General features: G+C 63.4%; 22 protein-coding genes. 10 read left to right on the forward strand and 12 right to left on the reverse strand.

Features of this window, described 5'->3' with window-relative positions; translation table 11 throughout:
• Positions 1–9 precede the first annotated feature (9 nt).
• From edd to ACXAF5_RS15635, 7 genes are all read left to right on the forward strand, one after another.
• Positions 10–1821: a phosphogluconate dehydratase gene (gene edd, locus ACXAF5_RS15605; protein WP_474947292.1), complete on the forward strand. Its 1812-nt coding sequence runs from the start codon at positions 10–12 to the stop codon at positions 1819–1821.
• Between the two features lie 4 nt (positions 1822–1825).
• Positions 1826–2476, forward strand: a complete 651-nt coding sequence (eda, locus tag ACXAF5_RS15610) for a bifunctional 4-hydroxy-2-oxoglutarate aldolase/2-dehydro-3-deoxy-phosphogluconate aldolase (protein ID WP_474947293.1) — start codon at positions 1826–1828, stop codon at positions 2474–2476.
• 451 nt (positions 2477–2927) lie between these two features.
• A complete protein-coding gene (locus ACXAF5_RS15615; protein WP_474947294.1) occupies positions 2928–3905 on the forward strand; it encodes an AraC family transcriptional regulator in 978 nt (325 codons plus the stop codon).
• Between the two features lie 299 nt (positions 3906–4204).
• Positions 4205–4669 carry a (2Fe-2S)-binding protein gene (locus ACXAF5_RS15620; RefSeq protein ID WP_239322707.1) on the forward strand — a complete coding sequence of 155 codons (465 nt, stop codon included), beginning with the start codon at positions 4205–4207 and terminating at the stop codon, positions 4667–4669.
• A gap of 4 nt (positions 4670–4673) precedes the next feature.
• Complete coding sequence (locus ACXAF5_RS15625; RefSeq protein ID WP_474947295.1) at positions 4674–6863, forward strand: xanthine dehydrogenase family protein molybdopterin-binding subunit; 2190 nt, start codon at positions 4674–4676, stop codon at positions 6861–6863.
• A gap of 326 nt (positions 6864–7189) precedes the next feature.
• Positions 7190–8065, forward strand: coding sequence for an NAD-dependent epimerase/dehydratase family protein (locus tag ACXAF5_RS15630; RefSeq protein ID WP_474947296.1), 876 nt, complete (start codon positions 7190–7192; stop codon positions 8063–8065).
• 122 nt (positions 8066–8187) lie between these two features.
• The gene (locus ACXAF5_RS15635; RefSeq protein WP_474947297.1) at positions 8188–8739 is read left to right on the forward strand and encodes a P-loop NTPase family protein; all 552 of its coding nucleotides are present in this window, start codon (positions 8188–8190) and stop codon (positions 8737–8739) included.
• 87 nt (positions 8740–8826) lie between these two features.
• Here ACXAF5_RS15635 and ACXAF5_RS15640 read toward each other — a convergent pair whose 3' ends face one another.
• From ACXAF5_RS15640 to ACXAF5_RS15655, 4 genes are all read right to left on the reverse strand, one after another.
• Positions 8827–9453: a nucleoside/nucleotide kinase family protein gene (locus tag ACXAF5_RS15640; RefSeq protein ID WP_474947298.1), complete on the reverse strand. Its 627-nt coding sequence runs from the start codon at positions 9451–9453 to the stop codon at positions 8827–8829.
• Positions 9450–10226, reverse strand: a complete 777-nt coding sequence (locus tag ACXAF5_RS15645) for an ATP-binding cassette domain-containing protein (protein ID WP_239368276.1) — start codon at positions 10224–10226, stop codon at positions 9450–9452. The genes ACXAF5_RS15640 and ACXAF5_RS15645 overlap by 4 nt, the downstream gene beginning before the upstream one ends.
• Complete coding sequence (locus ACXAF5_RS15650) at positions 10226–11287, reverse strand: ABC transporter permease (protein ID WP_239322701.1); 1062 nt, start codon at positions 11285–11287, stop codon at positions 10226–10228. The genes ACXAF5_RS15645 and ACXAF5_RS15650 overlap by 1 nt, the downstream gene beginning before the upstream one ends.
• A 158-nt stretch (positions 11288–11445) precedes the next feature.
• Entirely contained in the window at positions 11446–12462 is a 1017-nt protein-coding gene (locus ACXAF5_RS15655; RefSeq protein ID WP_239322700.1) for a sugar ABC transporter substrate-binding protein, read from the reverse strand.
• Positions 12463–12646: 184 nt separating this feature from the next.
• On the opposite strand from ACXAF5_RS15655, the gene ACXAF5_RS15660 reads away from it, so the two are divergent.
• The 3 genes from ACXAF5_RS15660 (at position 12647) to ACXAF5_RS15670 (ending at position 15471) form a co-directional block, all read left to right on the forward strand.
• The gene (locus tag ACXAF5_RS15660) at positions 12647–13843 is read left to right on the forward strand and encodes an ROK family transcriptional regulator (RefSeq protein ID WP_239368278.1); all 1197 of its coding nucleotides are present in this window, start codon (positions 12647–12649) and stop codon (positions 13841–13843) included.
• 108 nt (positions 13844–13951) lie between these two features.
• Entirely contained in the window at positions 13952–14788 is an 837-nt protein-coding gene (locus tag ACXAF5_RS15665; protein ID WP_474947299.1) for a sulfite exporter TauE/SafE family protein, read from the forward strand.
• Positions 14779–15471 (forward strand): FadR/GntR family transcriptional regulator, encoded by a 693-nt coding sequence (locus ACXAF5_RS15670; protein WP_474947300.1) that lies wholly within the window; start codon positions 14779–14781, stop codon positions 15469–15471. Before ACXAF5_RS15665 ends, ACXAF5_RS15670 begins: the two co-directional genes overlap by 10 nt.
• Before the next feature lie 54 nt (positions 15472–15525).
• Here the strand turns inward: ACXAF5_RS15670 and ACXAF5_RS15675 are convergent, their stop codons facing one another.
• The 8 genes from ACXAF5_RS15675 to ACXAF5_RS15710 all read right to left on the reverse strand — a co-directional run bounded on the left by ACXAF5_RS15675 (position 15526) and on the right by ACXAF5_RS15710 (position 25088).
• Positions 15526–16320: an ORF6N domain-containing protein gene (locus ACXAF5_RS15675; protein ID WP_474947301.1), complete on the reverse strand. Its 795-nt coding sequence runs from the start codon at positions 16318–16320 to the stop codon at positions 15526–15528.
• Positions 16321–16512: 192 nt separating this feature from the next.
• The gene (locus ACXAF5_RS15680; RefSeq protein WP_474947302.1) at positions 16513–17475 is read right to left on the reverse strand and encodes a glucokinase; all 963 of its coding nucleotides are present in this window, start codon (positions 17473–17475) and stop codon (positions 16513–16515) included.
• A 234-nt stretch (positions 17476–17709) separates the two neighbouring features.
• Positions 17710–18423, reverse strand: coding sequence for a DUF1868 domain-containing protein (locus tag ACXAF5_RS15685; RefSeq protein ID WP_474947303.1), 714 nt, complete (start codon positions 18421–18423; stop codon positions 17710–17712).
• Positions 18424–18498: 75 nt separating this feature from the next.
• A complete protein-coding gene (locus ACXAF5_RS15690; RefSeq protein ID WP_474947304.1) occupies positions 18499–19329 on the reverse strand; it encodes an IclR family transcriptional regulator in 831 nt (276 codons plus the stop codon).
• 114 nt (positions 19330–19443) lie between these two features.
• Positions 19444–20574, reverse strand: coding sequence for an acyl-CoA dehydrogenase family protein (locus ACXAF5_RS15695; protein ID WP_474947305.1), 1131 nt, complete (start codon positions 20572–20574; stop codon positions 19444–19446).
• A gap of 12 nt (positions 20575–20586) precedes the next feature.
• The gene (locus ACXAF5_RS15700) at positions 20587–21783 is read right to left on the reverse strand and encodes an acyl-CoA dehydrogenase family protein (protein WP_474947306.1); all 1197 of its coding nucleotides are present in this window, start codon (positions 21781–21783) and stop codon (positions 20587–20589) included.
• A 12-nt stretch (positions 21784–21795) separates the two neighbouring features.
• Positions 21796–22974 (reverse strand): acetyl-CoA C-acyltransferase, encoded by a 1179-nt coding sequence (locus ACXAF5_RS15705; RefSeq protein WP_474947307.1) that lies wholly within the window; start codon positions 22972–22974, stop codon positions 21796–21798.
• 23 nt (positions 22975–22997) lie between these two features.
• Positions 22998–25088 carry an FAD-dependent oxidoreductase gene (locus ACXAF5_RS15710; protein WP_474947308.1) on the reverse strand — a complete coding sequence of 697 codons (2091 nt, stop codon included), beginning with the start codon at positions 25086–25088 and terminating at the stop codon, positions 22998–23000.
• Between the last annotated feature and the right edge of the window lie 190 nt (positions 25089–25278).

The raw sequence follows: 25278 nt of genomic DNA on the forward strand, positions 1-25278 counted from the left end.
GGCACGCCAATGTCGCTCCATGCCACACTCGCCGCCGTCACCGACCGTATTATCGAACGCAGCCGTCCCACGCGCGAGGCCTATCTTGCGCGGATGCGCGCCGCCGCCTCCAAAGGCCCCGCACGCGCGCACCTCAGCTGCTCCGGTCAGGCCCATGCTTATGCTGCCACCGGCCCGGATCAGGAAACACTCGCCACCGGCACGGGCGGCCACCTCGGGATCGTCACCGCCTATAACGACATGCTCTCGGCGCATCAGCCGTTTGAGACCTATCCGATGTTGATCCGCGAAGCCGTGCGCGAGGCGGGCGGCACCGCGCAGGTGGCAGGCGGCGTTCCGGCCATGTGCGATGGCGTCACGCAGGGCGAAGCGGGCATGGAGCTGTCGCTGTTTTCTCGCGACAGCATCGCCATGTCGGTGGGTATCGCCCTCAGCCACAATGTCTTTGACGCCGCAGTCTTCCTCGGAGTCTGCGACAAAATCGTGCCCGGTTTGGTGATTGGCGCGCAGGCCTTTGGCCATCTGCCTGCAGTGTTCCTGCCTGCCGGGCCGATGACGTCTGGTCTCTCGAATGACGAAAAAGCGCAGATCCGCCAGAAGTTTGCCAAGGGTGAGATCGGTCGGGATGAGCTGTTGAAGGCCGAAATGGCCGCTTACCATGGCCCCGGCACCTGTACGTTTTATGGCACCGCCAACACCAACCAGATGCTGATGGAGTTCATGGGGCTGCACCTGCCCGGCTCCTCCTTCATCAATCCCGGCACCGAGCTGCGCGATGCGCTGACCAAAGAGGGGGCGAAACGTGCGCTGTCGCTTTCGGCGCTTGGCAATGACTACACGCCGACCTGCGATATCCTGGACGAGAAGGCGTTCGTGAACGGTATGGTCGGGCTGATGGCCACCGGCGGCTCCACCAACCTGCTGATCCACCTGATCGCCATGGCACGCGCCGGCGGGATCATCCTCGACTGGCAGGATTTCTCCGAAATCTCTGACGTGGTGCCGCTGATCGCGCGGGTCTATCCCAACGGGCTGGCGGATGTGAACCACTTCCACGCCGCAGGCGGTCTCGGCTACATGATCGGCCAGCTGCTGGATGCGGGCTACCTGCACCCCGACACCAAAACCGTGACTGGCGAGGGTCTTGGCTCTTACCTGATGGAGCCCTTCCTTGATGCAGGCGCGCTGACATGGCGCAAGGGCACCTCGGAATCGCTCAACGACAAGATCGTCCGCCCGGCCTCCGATCCCTTCCAGCCCACCGGCGGCCTTGCGCGCCTCACCGGCAACCTCGGCACCGGGGTGATGAAGATCTCCGCCGTGGCCGAGGAACACCGTGTTGTCGAAGCTCCGGTGCGGGTCTTCCACGATCAGGACGAGGCCAAGGCCGCCTTCAAGGCAGGCGAACTCGACAAGGGTGACGTGGTTATCGTGGTCCGCTTCCAGGGCCCCAAGGCCAATGGCATGCCGGAGCTGCACTCCATGACGCCTTTCCTGTCGATCATGCAGGGGCGCGGGCAGAAAGTGGCGCTTGTTACCGATGGACGCATGTCAGGTGCTTCGGGCAAGGTGCCCTCGGCGATCCATGTGGTACCCGAAGCCCTGGACGGCGGCGCCATCGCCAAACTGCAGGATGGCGATGTGGTGCGGGTGGATGCGCTGAGCGGCGATCTGCAGGTGCTGACCGAAGGCGTGCTCGACCGCCCCGCCGCCGCCGCCGATCTCACATCCTATCAGCACGGCACCGGGCGCGAACTCTTCGCCCTGTTCCGCAATTCCGTGACCTCCGCCGATACCGGCGCAACCGTATTTGGAGTCTGATCCCATGGCCCTTACCCCGCAAGACGCCAGCAAACAGGCGCGCGAGATTTGCGCGCTGGCCCCCATCGTTCCGGTTTTGGTCGTCCACGATGTCGCCCACGCCCGCCCCTTGGCCGAGGCGCTGGTGGCAGGTGGCCTGCCCGCACTGGAAGTCACCCTGCGCACCCCCGCAGCCCTCGATGTGATCCGCGAAATGGCGCAGGTCGAAGGCGGCGTTGTCGGCGCCGGTACGCTGGTCACCCCCGCCGATGTCACCGCCGCCGTTGCAGCGGGCGCCAAATTCGGTGTCTCCCCCGGCTCCACGCCGCTGTTGCTGGACGCCGCGCTGGCCGCCGATCTGCCGATGCTGCCGGGTGCTGCCACTGCATCCGAGGCCATGGCGCTGCTGGAACTGGGCTATGACATGCTGAAGTTCTTCCCCGCCGAGGCCTCTGGCGGTGCGCCCGCGCTCAAGGCCATTGGCGCGCCCTTGCCGCAAATCTCCTTCTGCCCCACCGGAGGTGTCAGCCCAACAAATGCCGACAGCTATCTGAGCCTGTCGAACGTGATCTGCGCCGGTGGCAGCTGGGTTGCACCTGCCAAACTGGTCGAGGCAGGCGACTGGAAAGCCATCGAAGAGCTTGCCCGCGAGGCCAGCCAGTTGGAACGCGCCTGACCCCCACGCAGGCGGTCCCGCGACAGGACAGAGGCCCGAACGGGGTGGCAAGATCCCTCCCTGCCTGGCCGGTACGCTCACCTACCGCACCTCGCCTTTGCCGCCCGTACCACTGGTGGCAAAGGCGCGACGCGGATCGCACCCAATTCAAAAGCACCGCGCCAAATGGCGCTGTGCCTGTCCTGTCTCCGATATGCCAAACCGCGCTCGATCTACCGGCAAAACCGCAGGAGCCGCGATCATTCTGGATGGGTAGATTCTGCAAATCGCGCCACCAGACCTGCAAATAATGCCACTCCGTGTGAATTGAGGCCCTGCCCCTTGCACTGCGACCATTTGTACCGATCTACTAGGGATCTTCCTGCCTCCACCGGCCAACCCGAAACATGAGGTCCCCATGGCGCAAGCAGAGCGTTTCCCCTTTGTCAAAACTCTGAAAGGGTGTTGCGCCTTGCTGCAGATTGATCCCGAACGGATCATGCGCCGTGCCGGATTGCCAGTCGACCTGCTCGATCACGAACAGCGCGGGGTGTCCGGTCACCAGATCTTTGACCTCTGGGAGGCGACATTTGCCGAAGCCGGGTCGCTGGACACCGTACTGCGTCTTGCAAAGACCTCGGCACGGACCCCCTTCAAGCCCGCCTTGCTTGCCTTTTCCTGCAGCCCGGATGTGGTGACCGGGCTGGAGCGGCTCAACGTGTTCAAACCGCTGGTTGCGCCCGTGCAGATCACCTGTGCCCAGATGGAGGGCCGCACGCGGGTGATTGTCACCTCCACCATGCCGGATTGTCCTGTGCCGGCGGGCATGTCTGTCTTTGAGCTGGTGTTTTTCCTGGAACTCATCCGCGCCTGCACGGCCTGTCACGTGGTGCCGCTGGCTGTGACCCTTCCGGCTTCGGTCCTGTCCCTTGAAATCGACATGGCAGCACTGGAGGCCGATGTGGGCTGCGAGATCACCACCGGCGACAGCCTGAGCTTCCTGCTCGCACCGGAAGACAGCACCCGACGCCTGATTTCCGAGGCCACAGAGATCTGGCCGGCGTTTGAAAAGGAGCTGCGCCGCCAGATGCTGGACTGGCGCGCCAGCCAACCCACCTCTGCACGGGTCAAGGCAGCGCTGTTGGAATTGCTGCCGTCCGGTCACGCCACGGCAGATGCGGTGTGTCGCCAGATGGTGATGTCCAAACGCACGCTGTATCGCCATCTGGCGCGGGAGGCGGTGACCTTCCAGTCGATCCTTGATGAAACCCGTACCGAGCTGTCGCTCCATTATCTGCGTCAGGACGATATCAGCGTCGAGGAAATCTCCTATCTCCTGGCCTACAGCGATCCGAATTCCTTCTATCGCGCCTTTCGCAACTGGACCGGTCTGACCCCCTTGCAGGCCCGGGCGCGACTTGCGGCCGGAGATCTGGTGGCATCGCTCTAGACCCGGGCGTCCAACGGCAGGAGGCCTCTGCCTGACATCGGTTTGAGTGCGCGGGGGCGCGGGCTCAACGAGCCCGCGCCCCCGCCGGTCGTGTCAGGCGCAGCCTGACGCGAAACACCATTGGCCTCATCTGCATGAACATTGGCATCAATTGTTTTTGAACCTGCCCCCCTGCCGCCTATCTTTTAGATACCACCAGACGGCTGCGCGGCACGCGCTTTGCCCCGCCCGCCGTCGCCCTGCAGGCATTGGCTCACCGGTTCAGGATGGGCCGCCACCCCAACAGGAGATCCTAAGCCATGAGCTTTACCCTTAAAATCAACGGCGAGACCAAGACGGTCGACGCCGAACCAGGCACCCCGCTGCTCTGGGTGATCCGCGATGACCTCAAGATGACCGGCACGAAATTCGGCTGTGGCGTTGCCTCCTGCGGCGCCTGCACCGTGCATCTGGATGGCGAGCCGGTGCGCTCTTGCCAGACCTATGTCGACGACATCGAGGATGCCGAGATCACCACCATTGAGGCCATGCAGGACGACAAGATCGGCGCCGCGGTCCAGCAGGCCTGGACCGAGCTGGACGTGGTGCAATGCGGCTATTGCCAGTCCGGCCAGATCATGTCCGCCGTCGGCCTGCTGCGCGAAACGCCCAAACCCACCGCCGACGACATCGACAGCTACATGTGGGGCAACGCCTGCCGCTGCGCCACCTATCAACGCATCCGCGCCGCCGTGCTGCGCGCATCCGAAATCATGGAGGCCTGAGATCATGACCTTGAACACCTCCCGTCGCGGGTTCCTGAAATCCGCCGCCGCCGCCGGTGCCGTTCTGTTTGTCGGCGCCACCGCCAAGGGCGCCATGGCCGCAGGTCAATCCGCCGACGCCATGCTCACCCCGTTTGTGAAAATCGATGCCGATGGCAAGGTCTTTGCCATCGTCAAACACTTCGAAATGGGTCAGGGCCCCTCCACCGGCCTCAGCACCATCATCGCCGAAGAGCTTGGCGTGACCATGGAGCAGATCGATTTCGAGTTTGCCCCTTCCGATCCGCAGGTCTACAACAACCTGTTTTTTGGCGCGTTTCAGGGCACTGGCGGCTCTACCGCGATCGCCAATTCCTGGGAACAATACCGCACCGCCGGGGCCACCGCCCGCGAGATGCTGATTGCCGCCGCCGCACAGGCCTGGGGCGTTGACCCGGCGACGCTCGACATCGTCGACGGTCAGGTCACCGGCGCGGACAACAGCGCGCCGCTCGGCGATTTTGTCGCCGCCGCCGCCGAGATGACGCCGCCCGAAGCGCCGCGCCTGCGCGCGCCGTCGGATTGGAAGATCATCGGCAGCCCCGAGACCCGCCGCCTCGACAGCCCGGCCAAGGTCAATGGTCAGGCGCAATTCGCCATCGATGTGCAGCTGCCCAACCAGATGGTCACCATGATCAAGCGCACACCGCAACGCGGCGGTCTGGTGGTGTCTTTCGATGACAGCGCGGCCCGGACCATCAAGGGCTTCATCATGGCCCAGACCCTGCCCACCAAACACGGCGTTGCGGTCTATGCGGAAAACACCTGGGCGGCGATCCAGGCCCGCGAGGCGCTGGAGGTCGAGTGGGACATGGCCGCGGCTGAAACCCGATCAAGCGACGAAATCCGCGAGGAGATCATGGCCGCGCTCGATCAGGAGCCCACCTATAACGTCAACAAGGCGGATCGCGCGGCTGTCAAATCCGCCGTGGACGCGGCGGATACCGTCCTGGAGCAGACCTTCTATTTCCCCTTGCTGGCGCATGCGCCGATGGAGCCCTTGAACTGCACCATCGAGCAGACCGCCGAGGGTGACATCGTGCTGCATGACGGCGCCCAGATGCCGACCGGGCCGCATATGGCCTATCAGCAGATCTTTGGCCTGCCGGCGGAGAAGATCCACATCAAGACAATGCTCGCAGGTGGCTCCTTTGGCCGCCGCGCAACACCGGATGCGGATTATCAGGTGGAAGCGGGCCTCGCCTTTGCGATGACGGATCGGTCACGCCCGGTCAAACTGGTCTGGACCCGCGAAGACGACATCCGTGGCGGCTACTATCGCCCCGCGTTTGGCCACAAGGTCCGTGTCGGATTGAACGCGGATGGCACGATTGCGGGCTGGGAACACCAGGTCGCCGGCCAGTCGATCATGAAGGGCACCGCGTTTGAAGCCATGTCCGTTCACGACGGCATCGACCATTCCTCGGTCGAGGGTATTGGCGACAGCCCCTATCAGATCCCCGGCATGGCGGTTGGTCTGACCGATACCAAGAAAGCAACCTCGGTGCTGTGGTGGCGCTCGGTCGGGCACACCCATACGGCCTACGTCATGGAAACCATGATGGATATGGCAGCCCGCGCCGCGGGACGGGATCCGGTCGAATTCCGCCTCGCCCATCTGACCGGCGACGGCGCCGATCAGACCCGCAAGGCGGGCGTGCTGAAGCTGGTCGCGGAAAAGGCCGGTTGGGGTCAGGCCGCCGAAGGACGCAGCCAGGGCATCGCCGTGCACAAGTCGTTCGGATCCTATGTCGCCGAGGTCGTCGAGGTCTCCGGCAATCCGGATGATGGCATCGTGATCGAAAAGGTCACCGCCGCGGTCGACTGCGGCATCGCCATCAACCCGGATGTGATCAGAGCTCAGCTGGAAGGCGGTATCGGATACGGGATCGGTCATGCCATGCGAGATCAGATCACCCTCGCCGGCGGTGAGGTGGAGCAATCGAACTTCCCGGACTACGAGCCTCTTCGGATCTCTGACATCAAGCAGATCGAAACCCATATCGTGCCCTCCACCATCGCCCCGACAGGCATTGGCGAACCGGGCACGCCGCCGTCGGCGCCTGCCCTTGCCAATGCGATCGCAGGTCTTTCCGCAGGTGAAACCGTTGTGGCCGAACTGCCGATGGCAGAGGCTGGCGTCTATTTCGCCTAAGGGCCGCACCGACGACCGATCAAACTCAGACGGGGCGCGCCACAGCGCCCCGTTTCCTGCCTGCTCACCGATCTGCGGCTGTCCGAACTGAGGACCGACGGGGGCTGCGGGGCCTCGGCAGTGAGGAGCCCTTGAGGAGGCAGATCTTCTCCCCCAGCGCTCTCGGCACCGCACCGCGCGTGTCCTGCCGGGTCACGTTCATGCGCCTCCCCTGCCTAACCGGCACCCGGCTTATCAATCTGGCACCCCTGCCGAGAATACGCTTGCCCTCAACCATGGTTGAGCCTGCACAGAGGTCTGGACATCCTTTTGCAGAGGTCTGATCCATGCGCGTTTTCCTGCTTGGTGCCACCGGCACCATCGGCACAGCCATCCTGAAAGAACTGCTCGGCGCAGGGCATGAGGTCACCGCCCTATGCCGGTCGCAACGCAGTGCCGCGACCGTCGCCAAACTCGGGGCAACACCCCTTGCTGGCGATCTATGTGACCCGGACGGTTGGGCAGACGCCCTCCAGGATCAGGAGGCCGTGATCCACGCCGCTGCCACCTTTGACAACAACATGGCCGCCGCCGACCTCGGCGTCGTGCGCATATTGCTCAAACAGGCTGAAAAGCGCGCGACACCGCTGCGTGTGGTCTATACCGGTGGCTGCTGGCTCTATGGTGACACTGGCGGCACGCTTGCCACCGAGACGGATCGCTTCGCGCCGATCCCCGCCTTTGCCTGGATGGTGGACCACGCCCGGCACCTCCTGGCGTCGCCTGCACTTTCAACCGCCGTCCTTCATCCCGCCATGGTCTACCACGCCGAAGGTGGCGTGCTGGAGCAGATGCTCCGGCAGGTCCGGACACAACGCCCGATCAAGATCTGGGGGAAGGCCAGCACTCGCTGGCCGCTCATTCACCGAGACGACCTGGCGCGGGCCTATCGCCTGCTGCTCGAGCTGCAGGGGCTAACCGGGCATTACAATGCTGTTGCTCAGACCGGCGTTCCGGTGGCAGAGATCGCAGGTATCCTTGCGCTCTCTCACGGGCAAACCATCCCCTACGTCTGCCGTTCCCGAGCTGAGGTGCTGGCGAGTGAAGGCGCCTGGGCGGAGGGTCCCATGCTCGATCAACGGCTCTCTGCACGGCGCCTTGCACAGGCGACGGGCTGGGCACCGCGATACACGGATCTGAGGCAGTGCTTCCCGCCGGCGTGATCCCGGCAGCGGGATCAATACGCGCCACGCATGGCGCGCGACGCGCCTTGTCATATGCAACCCCTGGTGGTAGCTCTCGCCGCCTTGGGTATCGACACATATTAACTGGCCGGGAGTCTGGAATGAAACGGGTAATGATCATTGGCCAACCGGGCTCCGGCAAATCCACACTGGCACGCAAACTCGGCGCCCGCACGGGGCTGCCGGTGGTCCATATCGATCACATTCATTGGGCACCGGGTTGGGTGGAGCGCTCACGGGATGAAAAAACCCGCCGCTGCGCCGAGGTCCATGCGCGGTCGGAATGGATCTTCGAAGGGGGCCATTCCGCCACATGGAGAGAGCGCCTGTCGCGTGCCGATACGGTGATCTGGCTTGATGTTCCGCTTGGTTTGCGGTTCTGGCGGGTAATCCGTCGCTCTGCTCGTTACTGGGGACGCACTCGCCCGGACATGCCTGAGGGCTGCCCCGAGCAATTCAGCCTCGAGTTCTTCCGCTTCATCTGGCGCACACGCCACACATCGCGGCAGCAAATCCAGCACCTGATCCAGCACGCTCCAGCGGAGAAGCAAATCCATGTGCTGCGCAGTCTCGGCGATGTGCGGGTATTCCTGAACAGCCTGCCGCCTGCCGAGGCGGCTTCCTCCGCAACCGGCGACGCCGCGCATGGCTAGACCCGTTTGCCCCGCCCCATTGAGCGAGGTCGGATACGGGGGCGATGTCGGATACGGGGGCGGAGGTCTGACCCGGGCCTCCCGGCCTTAGCCCACCATCAGGTCAGCCGGCAGCTGCGCGGCTGCAATCCGCGCCGCATTTGCAAGATCATTGGAACGCGCACGCACCAGTGCAGCTTCGGGACCCAGCCCCTGCTGCCGCCAGCGCCGGATCAGTCGTGTTTCCAGCTCCGCGAGCGGCACCTCCATTCGGATCGACACGTCCCACAGCCGGAAAAGATCACGCCAGCCGGGTTCGTCAAACAGAAGGTAGTTGCCTTCGACAATGACGACGCGACAGTCCGGCGTGACCTCCCCCGCACCTGCGATTGCCGCGTCTCGGTTGCGGTCGAACAGCGGATAGATCACGTGGTCCTCATGCCGGAGCCTGCGGCACAGATGGGAAAACCCGGCCAGGTCAAAGGTCTCCGGCGCCCCTTTACGCGCCAGGAGATCCCGCTTTTCCAGCAGCCCGTTGTCCAGGTGAAACCCATCCATAGGCACCACCTCGGCCGCGATCCCCTGCTCCGTCATCTGCCGCGCCAAAGGGCCCGACAGCGTCGACTTACCGCTGCCCGGGGCACCCGATAGCGCCACCAGACAGCGTTTGTCGGCATGGAGGTCGAGCCGGCTCAGAACCGCTGCGCAGAGCGCCTCTTCGGCTACCTGCATCATGCCGCAGAAAGCGCCGGATCTGGTTCCTTGGCACCGGTCATATAGGCCACCGCATCCGACATTTCGTGTTGTTTCGGGTCGATCACGCAAAGCCGCTTGCCCAGGCGATGCACATGGATGCGGTCTGCGACCTCAAACACATGCGGCATGTTGTGGCTGATGAGAATGATCGGAATACCGCGCGATTTCACGTCCTGGATCAACTCCAGCACCCGGCGGCTTTCCTTGACGCCAAGCGCGGCCGTCGGCTCGTCGAGGATAATCACCTTCGACCCGAACGCGGCAGCCCGCGCCACAGCCACCCCCTGGCGCTGACCGCCTGACAGGGTTTCCACCGCCTGGTTGATGTTCTGGATCGTCAACAGACCCAAGTCGTTGAGCTTTTCGCGGGCGATCTCCTCCATCCGGCTGCGGTCCAACTGGCGCAGGACCTGACCCCGCCAGCCCGGCTTGCGCAGTTCACGCCCCATGAACATATTGTCGGCAATCGAAAGCGCGGGCGACATGGCAAGCGTTTGATACACCGTCTCGATCCCGGCCTCCCGGGCGTCGATGGGGGAGTGGAAATTGACCGGTTTGCCGTCCAGCTCCACAGTGCCCTCGTCCGGGATCACCGCGCCCGACAGCGCCTTGATCAGAGTGGATTTACCGGCGCCATTGTCCCCGATCACGGCGAGGATTTCCCCCGGCATCAGGTCGAAGTCACAGTGATCGAGCGCGGTCACCTTGCCGTAGCGTTTGACCAGATTGCGGCCTTTGAGAATGGGTTGCATTACACCGATACCTTTCTGATCCACTGGTCCACAGCCACGGCGGCGATGATGAGCACGCCGATGAGGAGATATGTCCATTGCGCGTCCGCCCCCAGAAGGCGCAGACCCAGGGTGAAGACGCCCACGATGAGCGCCCCGAAGAAGGTACCAAGCACGGAGCCGCGCCCGCCAAAGAGCGAGATCCCCCCGATCACCACGGCGGTGATGGATTCGATATTGGCCAGCTGGCCCGAGGTCGGAGACACCGATCCGATACGGCCGATCAGGGCCCAGCCCGCAAAGGCGCAGATCAATCCGGACAGGACATAGACGGAAATCAGCACCTTGTCGGTGTTCACACCGGACAGCTCGGCTGCATCCTTGTCATCGCCGACCGCATAGACATGTCGCCCCCACGCCGTGTGGCGCAGGACATACGCCAGGATCAGCACCAGCGCGATGAGGAAGATCACCCCATAGGTGAAGACGGCTCCGCCCACTTTGATCTTCTCACCAAAGAACTGCAGGAACGCAGCCTGCTCGGAAATTTCCTGGCTGCGGATGGTTTCATTGGCGGAATAGAGGAAGTTCGTTGCCAGCACGATCTGCCACATGCCCAAGGTCACGATAAAGGGCGGCAGCTTCATCTTGGCCACAAGCCAACCATTGATATAGCCACAGATCATGCCGCAAACGAGGCCACAGGCCACGCCCATCACCGGCGGCAAGCCATAGCGGAAAGTGAACTGCCCCATCACCACCGAAGACAGCACCATGATGGCCCCGACCGACAGATCGATACCGGCGGTCAGGATCACCAGCGACTGCGCACAGGCGACGATCCCGACGATCCCCACCTGCTGGAGGATCAGCGTCAGCGCAAAGGGCGAAAAGAATTTCGCGCCCAGAAGCAGGCCGAAAATCACGATGGACAGCACCAACACGATCAGCGGCACCAGAGACGGTGTCACATGCAGCGCATGCTGGAGCTTTTGAATGAAACTCTGCGGGCCGTGGTCGAACTCGGCCACCTTGTCCGGGCTACCGGCGACCGCGGCTTCATAGCTCTGCGGGGTTGACATGATACTCCTCCAAATCACCCGGGCTGGCGGGGTTGGTCTGTGTCGTTTTTATTGTGGTCTGGGGCAAAGGGGCGGCGAACGCGCGCCGCCCCTTTCAAAATCGATCCGGGAAACCAGATAAGGTCAGCGGGTCAAAAGACCGCGCCGTCCCACGCGGATCAGCCCCAGCAGAGATTGGTCCCTTCGGTGGTGTCGATGCTGTCGACACCGTCCACGGGCTTGTCGGTCACCAGTGCGACACCGGTGTCGAAGAACTCTTTGCCCGGGGTCGGCTCCGGCTTAACACCTTCGTCGGCCCATTTCTTGATCGCCTCAACGCCGAGCGATGCCATCATCAGCGGATATTGCTGCGAGGTGGCACCGATCACACCGTCCTTGACGTTCTGCACACCGGGGCAGCCGCCATCGACGGACACGATCAGCACATCGTTTTCGCGCCCGATGGATTTCAGCGCCTCATAGGCCCCTGCTGCCGCGGGTTCGTTGATGGTGTAGACCACGTTGATCATCGGATCCTTGGCGAGCAGGTTCTCCATCGCCTTCCGGCCGCCTTCCTCGTTGCCGGCGGTAACATCATTGCCAACAATGCGCGGGTCGGTCTCGTCGCCCCATTTGTTCGGATCGCCCAGGTCGATGCCAAAGCCCTTGAGGAAGCCCTGATCGCGCAGGACGCCAACGGTCGGCTGGCTGACGGCGAGATCGAGCATGCCGATCTTGGCATTTTCGGCCTCATCTCCCAATGCGGCCGCAGCCCATTGGCCGATCAGCTCGCCGGCAAGAAAGTTGTCGGTGGCAAAGGTCGCATCCGCCGCGTCGATCGGGCTGAGCGGAGTATCGAGCGCGATCACCAGCAGGCCCGCATCCCGCGCCTGCTGCACGGCGGGCACAATGGACGACGTATCGGAGGCAGTCAGCAGGATCCCCTTGGCGCCATCGGCGATGCAGGTCTCGATCGCCGCAACCTGCGTTTCATGATCGCCGTCGATCTTGCCCGCAAAGGACTTGAGCTCCATACCCAGTTCCTCGGCCTTGGCGGTGGCGCCCTCTTTCATCTTTACAAAGAAAGGGTTGGTATCTGTCTTGGTGATCAGGCAGGCCGTCACCGTGTCCTGCGCCTGTGCGGCGCCTGCCATCAAGCCGACACCGGCAATGGTGGTCATCAGAAGTTTCTTCATGGTCTCCTCCCAGAAACTGATTTTAGAACACCGCGCCCGACCCTCTCTGTGCTGTGCCGGTACGCTGCTCGCCCACAGAAAGCCTCGATTCCCGGTCTCTGTCAATAAATAATTCAACTTGATTTATTAATGGGCGAGCGGCAATCTCTTGCCTCAATACGAGGAGAAGCGCATAGAGCGGCCCATGTCAGACACACGCCAATACAGCAGCGGCGCCAACCAGAGCGAAGTGCGCGCCTACAATGAACGATTGATGCTTTCAGTCCTTCATCATGACGGCGCCATGCCCGGCAGCGAGATGGCCCGGCGCACCGGGCTGTCATCGCAGACGGTGTCCGTCATCCTGCGCAAACTTGAACGGGACGGGCTGACCTTGCGTGGCGAGAGCCAGAAAGGTCGCGTGGGCAAACCTTCGGTACCCATGACCATCAATCCGGAGGGGCTGTTTTCCTACGGGATCAAAATTGGCCGCCGCAGCACCGACCTGTTGCTGATCGATTTCAGCGGCACCATCCACGCGGAACGCCGCCTGCGCTACCGCTACCCGCAACCCGCCGAAGTGTTTGGGTTTATCAAAGCCAGCCTGCGCGACATCGAGGCGGGCATGACCGCCGATCACAAAGACCGTATCTGTGGCATCGGTGTAGCCACTCCGTTTGATCTCTGGCGCTGGCACGAACAGGTCGGAGCGCCCAAAGCCAGCCTGGAAGCCTGGCGGGAACTGGATCCGGCAACCGAAATCGCGGGCTTCAGCAACCTTCAGGTTTTCATCATCAATGATGCCACCGCCGCCTGCCGTGCAGAGCATATGTTCGGGGGCAACCGGGCCTGGCGCGATGGGCTCTATTTCTTTATCGCGTCGTTCCTGGGGGGCGGTGTCATCCTGAACGGCTCCGTCTACGAAGGTAGCCACGGCAACGCGGGCGCGTTGGGGCCCCTGCCGTCGCGCCTGCCGGACGGTCGGGAGGCGCGTCTGCTTGATACGGCGTCGATCCGGGTGCTGGAACGGCGGCTTGTCGACGAGGATATTGATCCCGCCGTGCTCTGGCAGCAGCCGCAAGACTGGAGTAGGATCGCCGAGCAGGCAGATCAGTGGCTGGAGGAAACCGCCCATGCGCTGGCCCGTGCGACGCTGGCCAGCTGCGCCGTGATCGATTTTCAGGCGGTGGTGATCGACGGCGCCATGCCCCCCTCCCTGCGCAACCGGCTGGTTGCCCGCGTCCACGAGGAACTGCCCCGACTGGATGCGCGCGGTCTGTTCCTGCCAGAGGTCCAGGAAGGCCGGATCGGCGCCAATGCATCCGCGCTTGGCGCTGCGGCAAAACCCCTGATTGCACAATATCTTCTGGACAGCCACAGCGGCTTTGCCCCCACCTCCTGAGCCCAGCCACCCGGCGGGGCATGTCGTCTCCGGACAGAAGTGTTGCAACCAATTTCAAACTGGTTTAGCGCCAATGCAGACCGCAGCAGAACGGAAGGCCGGCGCGACATGTTGGAATTGGACACTCTCCTGCCGCTGGCAGGCGTAGCAGCGGCGGCGGGCGTCGCAGGTGGCATCCTTGCCGGGCTGCTGGGCGTTGGTGGCGGTATCGTCATTGTTCCAGCGCTCTATTTCGCGCTGTCCCTCACCGGCATGGATCCGGCACTGACCATGCAGGTTGCGGTCGGAACATCTCTGGCCACCATCGTCTTTACCTCGCTCTCCTCGGGCTATGGCCACTACAAGAAAGGGGCGATCGACACCGCGTTGCTCAAGCTCTGGGCGCCCTCGATCCTGACCGGCGTGCTGATCGGTGGCATTCTTGGCGGTGTGGTCTCCGGCAATGTGTTGCTGGCGGTGTTTGCCACAGTTGCGATGGCGGTGGCCTTCGACATGATCCTGCGCAAACCCGCAGAGGCCACCGCGCCCCGCAGCTTTTCCAAGCCGGTCTGGGCGGCGCTTGGCGTTTTTGCCGGTGCGGTCTCGGCAATGATGGGGATCGGTGGGGGCACCGTCTGCGTGCCGACGCTGAGTTTTCTCGGGTATGACATACGCAAGGCCGTCGGCACATCCGCTGCGATCGGCTTTGTCATCGGTCTTCCGGGCGCGCTGATCTACATGGCGACGGGCTTTGCCGCCGAAGGGCTGCCCCCCATGTCGCTTGGCTATGTGAACCTGATGCTGGCGGCAATCATCATCCCGCTTTCGACCAGCTTCGCACGGGTGGGTGTGAAACTCGCCCACAGCATTCCGCGCCGGGCGCTGAAGCTCTGTTTTGGTGTGTTCCTGATGCTCACGGCGCTGCGGATGTTCGCAGATCTGGCCGAACAAATCGGATGGCTCTGAAACCCTCGCGCAGCACGGCCCGCCACCGGACGGACGCCCTTCGTGCCGCAATCCTCAGCGGCGAGCTGGCTGACGCGGGGCGACTGCTGCCCGAACGCACCCTGGCGGAGCGATTGTCTGTGTCACGCACTCAGTTGCGGGCGGTTCTTGCAGAACTGGCACAAGAAGGGCTGATATTTCGCCGCCATGGTCAGGGCACCTTCTTGCAGCCGCCCCCCGTACAAGGCGCGGAACGCCTGGGCGTGCTGGCGCGACGTGCCTCGCCGCGTGACCTGATGGAGGTCAGACGGACGCTCGAACCTCCCCTGGCGGCCCTGGCCGCCGAGCGCGCCACCTCTGCGGACAAGGCCCGCCTGTTGCGGCTGATGGAAGAGACTTTGCAGGCACGGGACCTGGCCAGCTATGAGCGCGCCGACGACATCTTTCACTACAAGATCGCCGAAATGGCAGGGAATGCGGTGTTCCTGACGGTGTTCGAGGAGATACGCAGCCTGCGGCAGGCGGGCGAGTGGACCCGATCACGGCAACAGGCGCTTGGCACGCATGAGATCGCCAGGCTGTCGCAGCAACATACTGCCATTGCCGATGCCATTTGCGCCGGAGCACCGGAGGCGGCAAAAGCGGCAATGCAGGAGCACCTGGCGGACGTCGGACAGCTTCTGGACGGGCGACAGGACGGCTGACGCGCACTGACCCCCTGCCGCCACGGCGACCAATCTGCCCCTGCTGACAGGAGGCTAGTTGCCGAGATCCTTGAGCACCGCGAGCAAGTTTTCCACATTGCCCTGATCCAGATAGCGCTGCACCTCGATCACGATCCGCAGCTGTTTGGCCAGATAGGCAAGCTGGCGGTGGTTGTTCTCGATATGACGGGCGGAGATCTCCGTATCGATCGCCTCGGCTTCCTTCAGCAGCTTTTGCACCTCGGCCAGGGTTTTCTCGTTGGCGATATCCTGCTTTTTCAGATGCGCCTTGATCGCTGACAGGCCGTCAAGCGCGATGGCCCGGGCCTCGTCGCGCACGGTGGTTTCCTGCTCCGGGTCGGCGATCGCATCCAGCACCCGGCCCAGCGCCGCATCGAGTTTCGCCACCAACCCGTGCCGCTCACTGCCCTCGACCGGCAACAGGTCATTCACCGGCAGCGTCAGTGGCAGGTTCTGCCCCTTTGCCCGTGAGAGCAGCCCCCGCCGTGCCGCCACAAAGGTCTTCACCACAAAGCGCGAGGCTTCGGCGGCGCGTGGCGACCGGATCAGCGTCGCCGCCATCACCGCACCATGCTCCGTATAGACCATCGGGGGTTTGCGCAGACCCCCGTGGGCACTTGATATTCCAAGTTGGAGTTTCAAGTCTTCAAACTCGTCCTGAGACAGGCGAAATGCAAAATCCTCGCCAAAACGATCCGCATTGTTGTTCACCAGCTTGTTGAGGTTGCCGGTGCTATAGTCGAACAACGCGGCCAGATCGGCATCGCGGATGACCGGAGCACCCCGAAACGTGAAAATCTGTGGTGTGGTCAATGTCTTCTCCGCCATTGCGACGCGCACCTCCTGACGGGTAACGGGTTTGGTCCAATACTTGATCTTCCAAAACAGAATGCCAAGCTGTGACTGCAAGCTCAACGCGCAATCGACACACGCCCACCCGCAAAGGTGGAGCATCAGGTCAGCCGATGATCCAACAGCGTGCGGCAGCGGTCAGAGGGCACCACCGACGCGCCGAAGGTGTCAGCGCGCCCGCAAGTAGTTGCGCGCCCCGATCAGGCCGAAATTGGGCTGATGATAGAGATGCAGCGGCAATTCCTGACGCCACGCCGTGTGTCGCCCGCCCGCGTTAAAGGCGGCCACAAACGCAGCATCAAAGATCCAGGGGTTGGCCGCCGCCACCCCACCGCTGATGAACACGCCGCCCTTGGCCGCAAACACCAGCCCCAGATCGCCCGCCACCCCGGCCAGATACTGGGCAAACAGCTGCACCGAGCGGATGGCCGCCGTATCCAGCTTGGCCTTGGCCGATTCAAAGATCTCCGCCCCTGTCGTCAGCGGCGCGGTCAAATCCATGCTTTTGGCAACCGCTCGATAGAAATAGGGCAGACCGGTGCCGGATAGGATCGCTTCGGCCTCCACAACCAGCCCCAGGCCCATGCCGACCTCGGGCCATTCCTCGCGCAGCGCCTCAAAGATCGGTACCTCTTCGGCGGAGCGCGGACCAAGCGCCACATGCCCCCCCTCGCCCGGAACCACGCAGGGCTCGCCATTGGCCCAGACCAGGGCCCCGACGCCAAGCCCCGTGCCCGGGCCAATGATCAGACAGGGTTCTTTAGGAAACACGGCCTGGCCTTGCAACACGGTCACATCCGCCTCACCCACCGACGCGAGCGACCACGCCGCGGCCTCAAAATCATTCAGGACCTTGGCGCGCTCGATCTTCAGCGCGGCGGCAATGCCACGCTCTGAAAAGCTCTGATCGGCATTGGTCAACTGAACCGAGCCGCCCCGCACCACGCCAGCGGCCGCAATCACGGCCCGCCCCGGGGCGCTGCCCCGATGCGCGGCAAAATCGGCGCAGGCCTGTTCCAGGTTGAGCGTGCCCTTGGTGTCATAGCGCGCCCGTTCGAGGATCTCGCCCTCGGCATTCACGGCTGCCAGCCGCATGTTGGTTCCGCCAACGTCAGCGATGAGATTCCACATCTTTGCCCCTCCGGCCCGGTCCGCCCTGTCACACAGGGGCGGACGGTCGAGCCCGATGCTCAGGTTTTCACTTGCTCAGGGTCAAACAGGCTTGCGCGGCGCAGGTCAAGTGCTGCCGCCTCTTTCACGCCCGCTTTGCGGCTGCGCCCCGAAGTTGGCGCGACTCTGGCGCGCCTTGCAGGGAATGGCAAGCGTTAGCGCAAACATAAATGCAGTACGGACCGTGCGGCGCGGTCAGGTGACCAGCTCGAAGTGGTGCATGTTCTCAAAGTTGCAAAGCTCCAGAGGCCCGAGCTCTATGGCCGAAAAAAGCGCTGCGTGGCGCGCATAAACCTGATTGGAAAACGCCACGAGGTCTTCGGCCTCCGCACGGTCCAGCCAGCGCAGCAGGTAGCCCAGCGTGATATGGAACGTGTAGGTGTCGAAATGATCGTGCCGCAATCCGGTAAGGTCGCGCAGGGAGACGCGGGTGGCCCGCAGGCGTGCCTCCTCGATGTCGGTGGAGCCCTCCAGCGTCACCGAATGACCGCAAAACAGGCCCGTCGCCGTGACACGCCGGCGCTGCGGCAGGTCATGTCCTGCCAGCCGCGTTTTCAGAACGTTTGTGACCTCGTCACGGGATGCGCCCTTCGGAACACCTTCGGGCCAGACCGGCGAATCCGGCGAGATCCCTTGAAACACGGTCATATGCAGGCTGGCCGGCGGCAGATAGGTGAAGAGAGCACCAAAATCGCTGTGCCGGACCTCGTCTTGCACTTCACACAGCGCCGCATGCACATCGCTTTTGGGGTCGATATGGCAGATCACCGTGTTGCCGGGAAAGGGCAGCACCTCCCCATCGGGGGTGAATTTCCCGCCCTGCGCGGGCTCGGAAATGGCCCTGGGGCGCGACACTTCGGTATCTGCTCCGGTCAGGAAGCGTATGGGATCAGGGCGGAAGGTGGCCATGGGCGAAGTCCTTTGGTGTTCGTGCCCACCGGATCTACGCCTGTTAAGTATCAGGGATTTGACAGTGATGTCGCCTCAGCCGGAGGATACGGCGGAAACGGTCTGACCGGTGAGCGCCTTCAACTGGGCAACCGCCTGAACCAGTGCCGGACCAACCTGGTCGTGGATGCGCGCGTCGCTCAGATCGTCGGCATTCGCACCGCAGAAAAAGGACACCGGCTCTCCGATCTCCGACGGGCGAAAGGGTGTCGCAGCGGCGTTGATTGAGCGCGAATACCGCGCCTCGCCCTGCACAAACGCATAGCCCTCACGCCACAAGTGGGCGCGCTCGCGCTGCCAGAGTTCCTCGCAGGTCCCGGAGCTTTCCTCCGGCAACAGACCCTCCACCTTTTCGCGTTCCTCGCGCGACAGGGCCCCCAGATAGGACAGCCCCGAAGACGAAGTCAGCAGCGGCATTCTGTACCCCACATCCAGCCAAATGGTGCGGGAGCCTTCCGGACGCCAGGTCTTTACGATCAGCATATTGCCGTCATCCTGAATCGCGACCCCGACCAATGCGCCGACCTCATTGGCCAGGGCCTGCATGATCGGGGCGGCGACGGTCACAAACCCAAACGCCGCCGAGGCAATATTGCCCAGCGCCAGCGCCGCCGGGCCAAGGCGATACTTGTCGAAATGGCGACCGTGGGTCAGATATCCCAACGCACAGAGCGTGAAAGTCAGCCGCGACACGGTCGAGCGCGGGATGCCGGTGCGTTCTGAAATCTCCAGATTGCCCAGGCCGTTGTCGGAGGGGCGAAACGCGCGCAAGATACGCAGGCCACGTGCCAGCGTGTTGGCATATCGCCGGTCCTGCTCAAGTTCGCGCATCATCGCCTGCCCCGCTGTATCAATCTGGCGTTCCATCATACAGGCTTTTGCAACACCAAGAAAAGCGCCTTTGCCCCCGGCACACAGACCGGCGCCCCGTCCATGGACCGGCCGCGCCGCCTCCGGACCTGATCGGCACCAGCGCTGGCGTCACGACAGCGCCGCATCGAGCTGGACAAAACGGTCGAGGTGGTAATCGACATCGCCAAACAGGTGGTCGATCATCACGATGCGGCGGATGAAATGAGACAGTGCATAATCATTCGTCATGCCGATGCCGCCGTGCAGCTGCACAGCCTCCTCGGCCACCAATGCGCCAATCCGACCGATCAGGTTCTTGGTCGCACTCACGTGGCGCTCACGTAGCCCGCGCGCGGCCTCAAGATGCCCGGCAAGATTGATCACCGCAGAGCGCGCCTGCTCCACCTCCATCGCCACATCCGCCATCCGGTGTTGCAAGGCTTGAAACCTGCCGATCGGACGCCCGAACTGCTGGCGCTCCTTCAGGTAGGAAATGGTCATCTCCTTGGCGGTTTCCATTGCACCAAGCGCCTCCGCACTTACGGCGAGGGTGCCGCGTGCATACACCGCTTCGATCGCATCGAAGGCCCGCCCGGCCGGACCCAGCCGCGCGGTCTCGGGCAGGATCACATTCTCAAGGCGCACGGTTCCAGCGGAGACCCCGTCAACGGTCACATGTTGCGCGATGTGGACGCCGGGCGCATCGGCAGGAACAAGAAACAGCGACAGCCCCTCAGTGTCGCCCACAGCCCCAGCCTCGCGCGCGGACACCACCAGCATTTGCGCTTCCGCCGCGCCCAGAACGTGGGTCTTGATGCCGCTCAACGTGCGCCCCTCACCCACAGATATGGAGACATCGGCCAGGTCATAGCGGGTCCTCGGTTCTGAATGCGCAAAGGCCAGCCGGGTCGTGCCCGCCATCACCTCGGCCAACAGCGCCTGCTGATCCGCGGTCCCGAGCATCGCGACAAGGCCGCCGCCCAGGATGGCGGAGGACAAAACCGGCTCTATCACACCGGCACGGCCAAGCTCCTCGAACACCAGAGCAATGTCGAACCCCGCGCCGCCAAAGCCGCCGTTTGCCTCGGGGAACAGGGCCCCTAGAATGCCCAGCTCCGCCAATTGCGCCCAGATGTCCGCATCAAAGGGCGCGCCCGCGGCCAGCACGGCCTGGCGCGTGTCGTGATCATACTGTTCGGACAGGAACCGCCGCAGCATGTCCCTGAGCATGACGCGCTCTTCGGTCAGCGTGAAATCCATACCGTTCCCTCCTCACAGGTCCAGAATGGACTTGGTGATGATGCCGCGCTGGATCTCGTTGGAGCCACCAAAGATCGTCAGCTTGCGCATGTTGAAATAGCCCGGCGCGGCGGCGGGAGCATGTTCCGGTCGCGCGTGCATGTCGGTGTCAGGACCGACAAGGTCATCTGGCCAGAACGGCAAGGCATCCGGTCCCGCAGCGCGGCGCAACAGGGATGTCAGCTCCTGACGGATCTGGGTGCCCTTGATCTTCAGCATCGAGCTTTCGGGCCCCGGGGCCTGCCCCTGCGCCGCGGCCGACACCATGCGAAGATTGGTCGTCCGCATCGCCATCAGGTCGATTTCCACCTGCGCCACACGCGCCGCGAATTGCGGGTTCTGCGCCAGGGGCCTGCCGCCGGACATGGTGGTCGCCGCGACCTGTTTCAGCGTCGCTAGCGCTGCATTGGAAAACCCGACACCGGCGATATTGGTCCGCTCGTGGGTCAGCAGGTATTTGGCATAGGTCCAGCCCTTGTTTTCCTCGCCCACGAGGTTGTCGACCGGGACGCGCACATTGTCGAAGAACACCTCGTTCACTTCTGCCGCGCCATCGATCAGCGTGATCGGGCGCACCGTGACGCCCGGCGTGGCCATATCGATGAGCAGGAAGGAGATCCCCTCCTGCGGCTTGCAATCCCGGTTGGTGCGCACAAGGCAGAAGATCCAGTTGGCGTGCTGACCGAGGGTCGTCCAGGTCTTCTGACCGTTGACCACGTAATGATCGCCATCGCGCACCGCGCGGGTCTTGAGGCTGGCAAGGTCGGAGCCCGCGCCCGGCTCGGAATAGCCCTGACACCACCAGTCCTCGCCGCTGAGGATACGCGGCAAATAGTGGCGTTTCTGTCGCTCAGTGCCAAACGCCAGCAGAACCGGCGCCAGCATGGTCAGGCCAAAGGGCACCACACGCGGCGCATGGGCAAGACAGGCTTCTTCTTCAAAGATCTGCCGCTGCACCGCGTCCCATTCCGCACCGCCATAAGCGGCGGGCCAATTCGGAGCCAGCCATCCGCGCGCGTTGAGAATGGCGTGCCATTGCTCCATATCGGCCTTGGTCAGGCGCTTGCCCAGCCGGACTTTCTCGCTTAGCTGTTTGGGCAGCTTTTCGGCGAGAAAGGCGCGCACCTCGGCGCGAAAGGCTTCTTGTTCAGCGGTGTAGCTCAGGTCCATCCGCGCCGCCGATCAGAAAATCTCGAACAGGCCAGCCGCGCCCTGACCGCCGCCGATGCACATGGTGACAACGCCCAGCTTGGCACCGCGCCGCTTGCCTTCGAGCAGCAGATGCCCGGTCATCCGTGCCCCGGTCATGCCGAACGGGTGGCCGATGGAAATGGAGCCCCCGTCGACGTTGCAGATTGCCGGGTCGATCTCCAACCGCTCGCGACAATAGAGCGCCTGGGACGCAAAGGCCTCGTTCAGCTCCCACAGATCGATGTCAGAAACCTTGAGCCCGTGACGCTCCAGCAGGCGTGGCACCGCAAAGACCGGACCGATCCCCATCTCGTCGGGCTCACAACCGGCGGTGACAAACCCCTTGAGCGCGCCGAGCGGCTCCAGCCCCTGTTGCGCGGCAAGCTCCGCCTCCATCACCACCAGCGCGGCGGCCCCGTCCGAGAGCTGAGAGGCGTTGCCGGCGGTGACAAAATTGCCCTCACCGCGCACCGGCTTCAGACCGGCGAGCCCCTCAAGCGTGGTGTTCGGACGGTTGCAATCGTCCATCGAGAAGGTGACATCTTTGTAGGAGACCTCCTTGGTTTCCTTGTCGGTGATCTTCTGCGTCACCGTGATCGGCACGATTTCGTCATCCAACTTGCCGGAGGCCTGTGCCGCCGCGGTGCGCATCTGGCTTTCCAGGGCGAGCTCATCCTGGGCCTCGCGCGAGATGCCATAGCGCTGCGCCACGACGTCAGCGGTCTCGATCATGGTCATGTAGACTTCGGGCTTGTGCGCCTCGATCCAGGTGTCCCGGCGCTGTGCGGGGCGCGAGGGGGGCATCTGGCTGATGCTTTCGACGCCACCGGCGATGGCAGCAGACGCGCCCTCCACACTGATCGCATGGCTGGCCATCGCCACCGCCTGCAAACCCGAAGAACAGAACCGGTTCACTGTTGCGGCCGCAACCGACACCGGCAGGCCCGCGCGTACCACCGCCTGACGGGCGATATTGCCACCGGTCCAGCCCTCGGGATAGCCGCAGCCGATAAAGGCGTCTTCGATCAGCGCCGGGTCGATCTTTGATCGCGCCACAGCATGTTCAATGGCATGGCCTGCCATATGAGCACCATGGGTGTCGTTGAACGCCCCGCGATAGGATTTGGCGAGCCCGGTGCGGGCGGTGGAGACGATAACAGCTTGTTTCATCGAAAATTCCCCTCAGAAGGCGGTCAGACGTTGTTGAGGTCGGCGAAGGACTTGCCCTCAGCCACCAGACGTTTCAGAAGCGGCGCGGGCTGCCAGAGGAAGGCATCCTCCTGCGCAAACCGCTCAATATCAGCAAGCACCTTGTCGAGGCCGACCGTATCCGCGTAGTGCATCGGTCCACCGCGCCAGCGCGGGAAGCCATATCCATTCAGCAGCGTCACATCGACATCGAGCGGCCGGAGCGCAATGCCCTCCTCGACCGCGCGGGCGGCCTCATTGATCATGGCGGCCATATAGCGATCAACGATCTCCTGCTCGGAGATCTCACGCGCAGTGATGCCCTTGGCGGCGCGATCCGCGGCCACATGTTCCAGCACCTCGGCGTTTTCGTGTGTGCCGTCTTCTGTGTAGATGTAATAGCCCTTGCCGGTCTTGCGACCAAAATGGCCCGCTTCGCACAGACGGTCGGCAAATCCCGCATAGACTTCGCGCGGATCGCGGGTCGGCGCCAGCCGCTTGCGCGTGGCCCAGCCGATGTCCAGCCCCGCCAGATCGCTGACCGCAAAGGGCCCCATGGCAAGGCCAAAGCCAACAAGGGCACGGTCCACCTCAAACGGGCTGGCCCCCGCCAGCACCGCCCCGTCGACAGCCTTGCGATAGAGGCTGAGGATGCGATTGCCGATAAACCCGTCGCAAACACCTGCGCGCACGGCGACCTTCTTCAGACGTTTCGCAAGCGCAAAACCGGTTGCGGTCACCTCCGGCGTCGTTTCGTCAGCGACCACGATTTCCAGCAGGCGCATCACATGGGCCGGCGAGAAGAAATGCAGCCCGATCACATCCGCCGGGCGCGCTGTCATGCGCGCGATCTCGTTCACATCGAGATAGGAGGTGTTGGAGGCCAGAATCGCACCCGGTTTGCAGATGGCATCCAGCTTGGTGAAGACGTCCTTCTTCACCTCCAGGCTCTCGAACACCGCTTCGATCACCACATCTGCCTGCGCAAGGGTGGCATAGTCGTCGCTGGCCCGAAACGTGCCGCCGACAATCGTGTCGTATTGCTCCTGCGAAAGCTTGCCCCGTTTGACCGAGCCTTGGAGAATTTTGGTCACGCTGGCCGTCGCACGCGCGGCGGCGGTGTCATCACGTTCGATCAGGGTGACATCCAGTCCGGCGAGCAGCGCGGATACGGCGATCCCCGCCCCCATAGTGCCGCCGCCGATGACACCGATCCGCTCCATGGCGCGCGGCTGCACGCCCTGGATCTCCGGTACTTTTGCAACTTGACGTTCGGCAAAAAACGCATGGATCAATGCAGCCCGCTGATCACTGTCCATCAGATCCTGAAACAGCGCGCGCTCCTGGGCGAGCCCCTCGCCGAACGGCAGGTCAACAGCGCCTTCCACGGCCTTGATGCAGGACTGTGGCGCAAGCTGGCCTCGGGCTTTCTTTGCCATTCTCGCCCGTGCAGCTTCGAAAACCTCCGGCGCAACCGGATCTACCACCATGGCGCTGGTACGACGCGGCCCCGCCCCGTCCGCAATCAGATCCTTTGCATAGGCAATCCCCGTCGCGCGCAGGTCCGCATCTTCGCTGATGCGGTCAATCAACCCAACCGACAATGCTTCCCTTGCGCCGATCTGACGCCCCGACGTGATCGCATCCAGCGCAAATTCGACCCCGACCAGACGTGGCATGCGCTGCGTCCCCCCTGCCCCGGGCAGGATCCCCAATGTGACCTCGGGCAAACCAAAACGTGCCGTTGGTACAGCGATGCGGTAATGCGCGCCTAACGCCACTTCGAGACCACCGCCAAGCGCGGTGCCGTGCAAGGCCGCGATCACCGGCACCGCGCAGGCTTCAATGCGGTTGATCACATCGGGCAGAAACGGCGCCTGCGGAGGCTGTCCGAACTCCCGGATATCCGCCCCCGCGATAAAGGTGCGATCCGTACCATAGATCACCACGGCCCTTATGTCGCTCTGCTCCGCGATCTTGGCAAACGCCGCGTCCAGGCCCTGGCGCACAGCCTGGCTCAAGGCGTTCACGGGCGGGTTGGCGATTGCGATGACAGCAATGCCGTCAGTGACTTCAAAGCGAACAGGATTTGTCACGGCTTGCGACACGGTGCGAACCTCCCTCCACGGCATGGGCGTATTCGATGATGCAGGATGCATTGCCCGGAAAAATTTCAATATGCGGAATTTAGTACCTCAATGTGAAATTCATTGCAATGCGGTGCCACACGGAAAAGGGCTCCGGCGGATTTCCACCGGAGCCCTGAGCAGATGTCTGCCTGGCGTG

It is taken from the genome of Epibacterium sp. ABV4_022 (assembly GCF_056159345.1).

Bases quoted from the DNA above. Each gene is read 5' to 3' on its own strand.
- edd (WP_474947292.1), top strand. From the start codon at position 10: ATGTCGCTCCATGCCACACTCGCCGCCGTCACCGACCGTATTATCGAA.
- eda (WP_474947293.1), top strand. From the start codon at position 1,826: ATGGCCCTTACCCCGCAAGACGCCAGCAAACAGGCGCGCGAGATTTGC.
- ACXAF5_RS15620 (WP_239322707.1), top strand. From the start codon at position 4,205: ATGAGCTTTACCCTTAAAATCAACGGCGAGACCAAGACGGTCGACGCC.
- ACXAF5_RS15625 (WP_474947295.1), top strand. From the start codon at position 4,674: ATGACCTTGAACACCTCCCGTCGCGGGTTCCTGAAATCCGCCGCCGCC.
- ACXAF5_RS15630 (WP_474947296.1), top strand. From the start codon at position 7,190: ATGCGCGTTTTCCTGCTTGGTGCCACCGGCACCATCGGCACAGCCATC.
- ACXAF5_RS15635 (WP_474947297.1), top strand. From the start codon at position 8,188: ATGAAACGGGTAATGATCATTGGCCAACCGGGCTCCGGCAAATCCACA.
- ACXAF5_RS15640 (WP_474947298.1), bottom strand. From the start codon at position 9,453: ATGATGCAGGTAGCCGAAGAGGCGCTCTGCGCAGCGGTTCTGAGCCGG.
- ACXAF5_RS15645 (WP_239368276.1), bottom strand. From the start codon at position 10,226: ATGCAACCCATTCTCAAAGGCCGCAATCTGGTCAAACGCTACGGCAAG.
- ACXAF5_RS15650 (WP_239322701.1), bottom strand. From the start codon at position 11,287: ATGTCAACCCCGCAGAGCTATGAAGCCGCGGTCGCCGGTAGCCCGGAC.
- ACXAF5_RS15655 (WP_239322700.1), bottom strand. From the start codon at position 12,462: ATGAAGAAACTTCTGATGACCACCATTGCCGGTGTCGGCTTGATGGCA.
- ACXAF5_RS15660 (WP_239368278.1), top strand. From the start codon at position 12,647: ATGTCAGACACACGCCAATACAGCAGCGGCGCCAACCAGAGCGAAGTG.
- ACXAF5_RS15665 (WP_474947299.1), top strand. From the start codon at position 13,952: ATGTTGGAATTGGACACTCTCCTGCCGCTGGCAGGCGTAGCAGCGGCG.
- ACXAF5_RS15670 (WP_474947300.1), top strand. From the start codon at position 14,779: ATGGCTCTGAAACCCTCGCGCAGCACGGCCCGCCACCGGACGGACGCC.
- ACXAF5_RS15675 (WP_474947301.1), bottom strand. From the start codon at position 16,320: ATGGCGGAGAAGACATTGACCACACCACAGATTTTCACGTTTCGGGGT.
- ACXAF5_RS15680 (WP_474947302.1), bottom strand. From the start codon at position 17,475: ATGTGGAATCTCATCGCTGACGTTGGCGGAACCAACATGCGGCTGGCA.
- ACXAF5_RS15685 (WP_474947303.1), bottom strand. From the start codon at position 18,423: ATGGCCACCTTCCGCCCTGATCCCATACGCTTCCTGACCGGAGCAGAT.
- ACXAF5_RS15690 (WP_474947304.1), bottom strand. From the start codon at position 19,329: ATGGAACGCCAGATTGATACAGCGGGGCAGGCGATGATGCGCGAACTT.
- ACXAF5_RS15695 (WP_474947305.1), bottom strand. From the start codon at position 20,574: ATGGATTTCACGCTGACCGAAGAGCGCGTCATGCTCAGGGACATGCTG.
- ACXAF5_RS15700 (WP_474947306.1), bottom strand. From the start codon at position 21,783: ATGGACCTGAGCTACACCGCTGAACAAGAAGCCTTTCGCGCCGAGGTG.
- ACXAF5_RS15705 (WP_474947307.1), bottom strand. From the start codon at position 22,974: ATGAAACAAGCTGTTATCGTCTCCACCGCCCGCACCGGGCTCGCCAAA.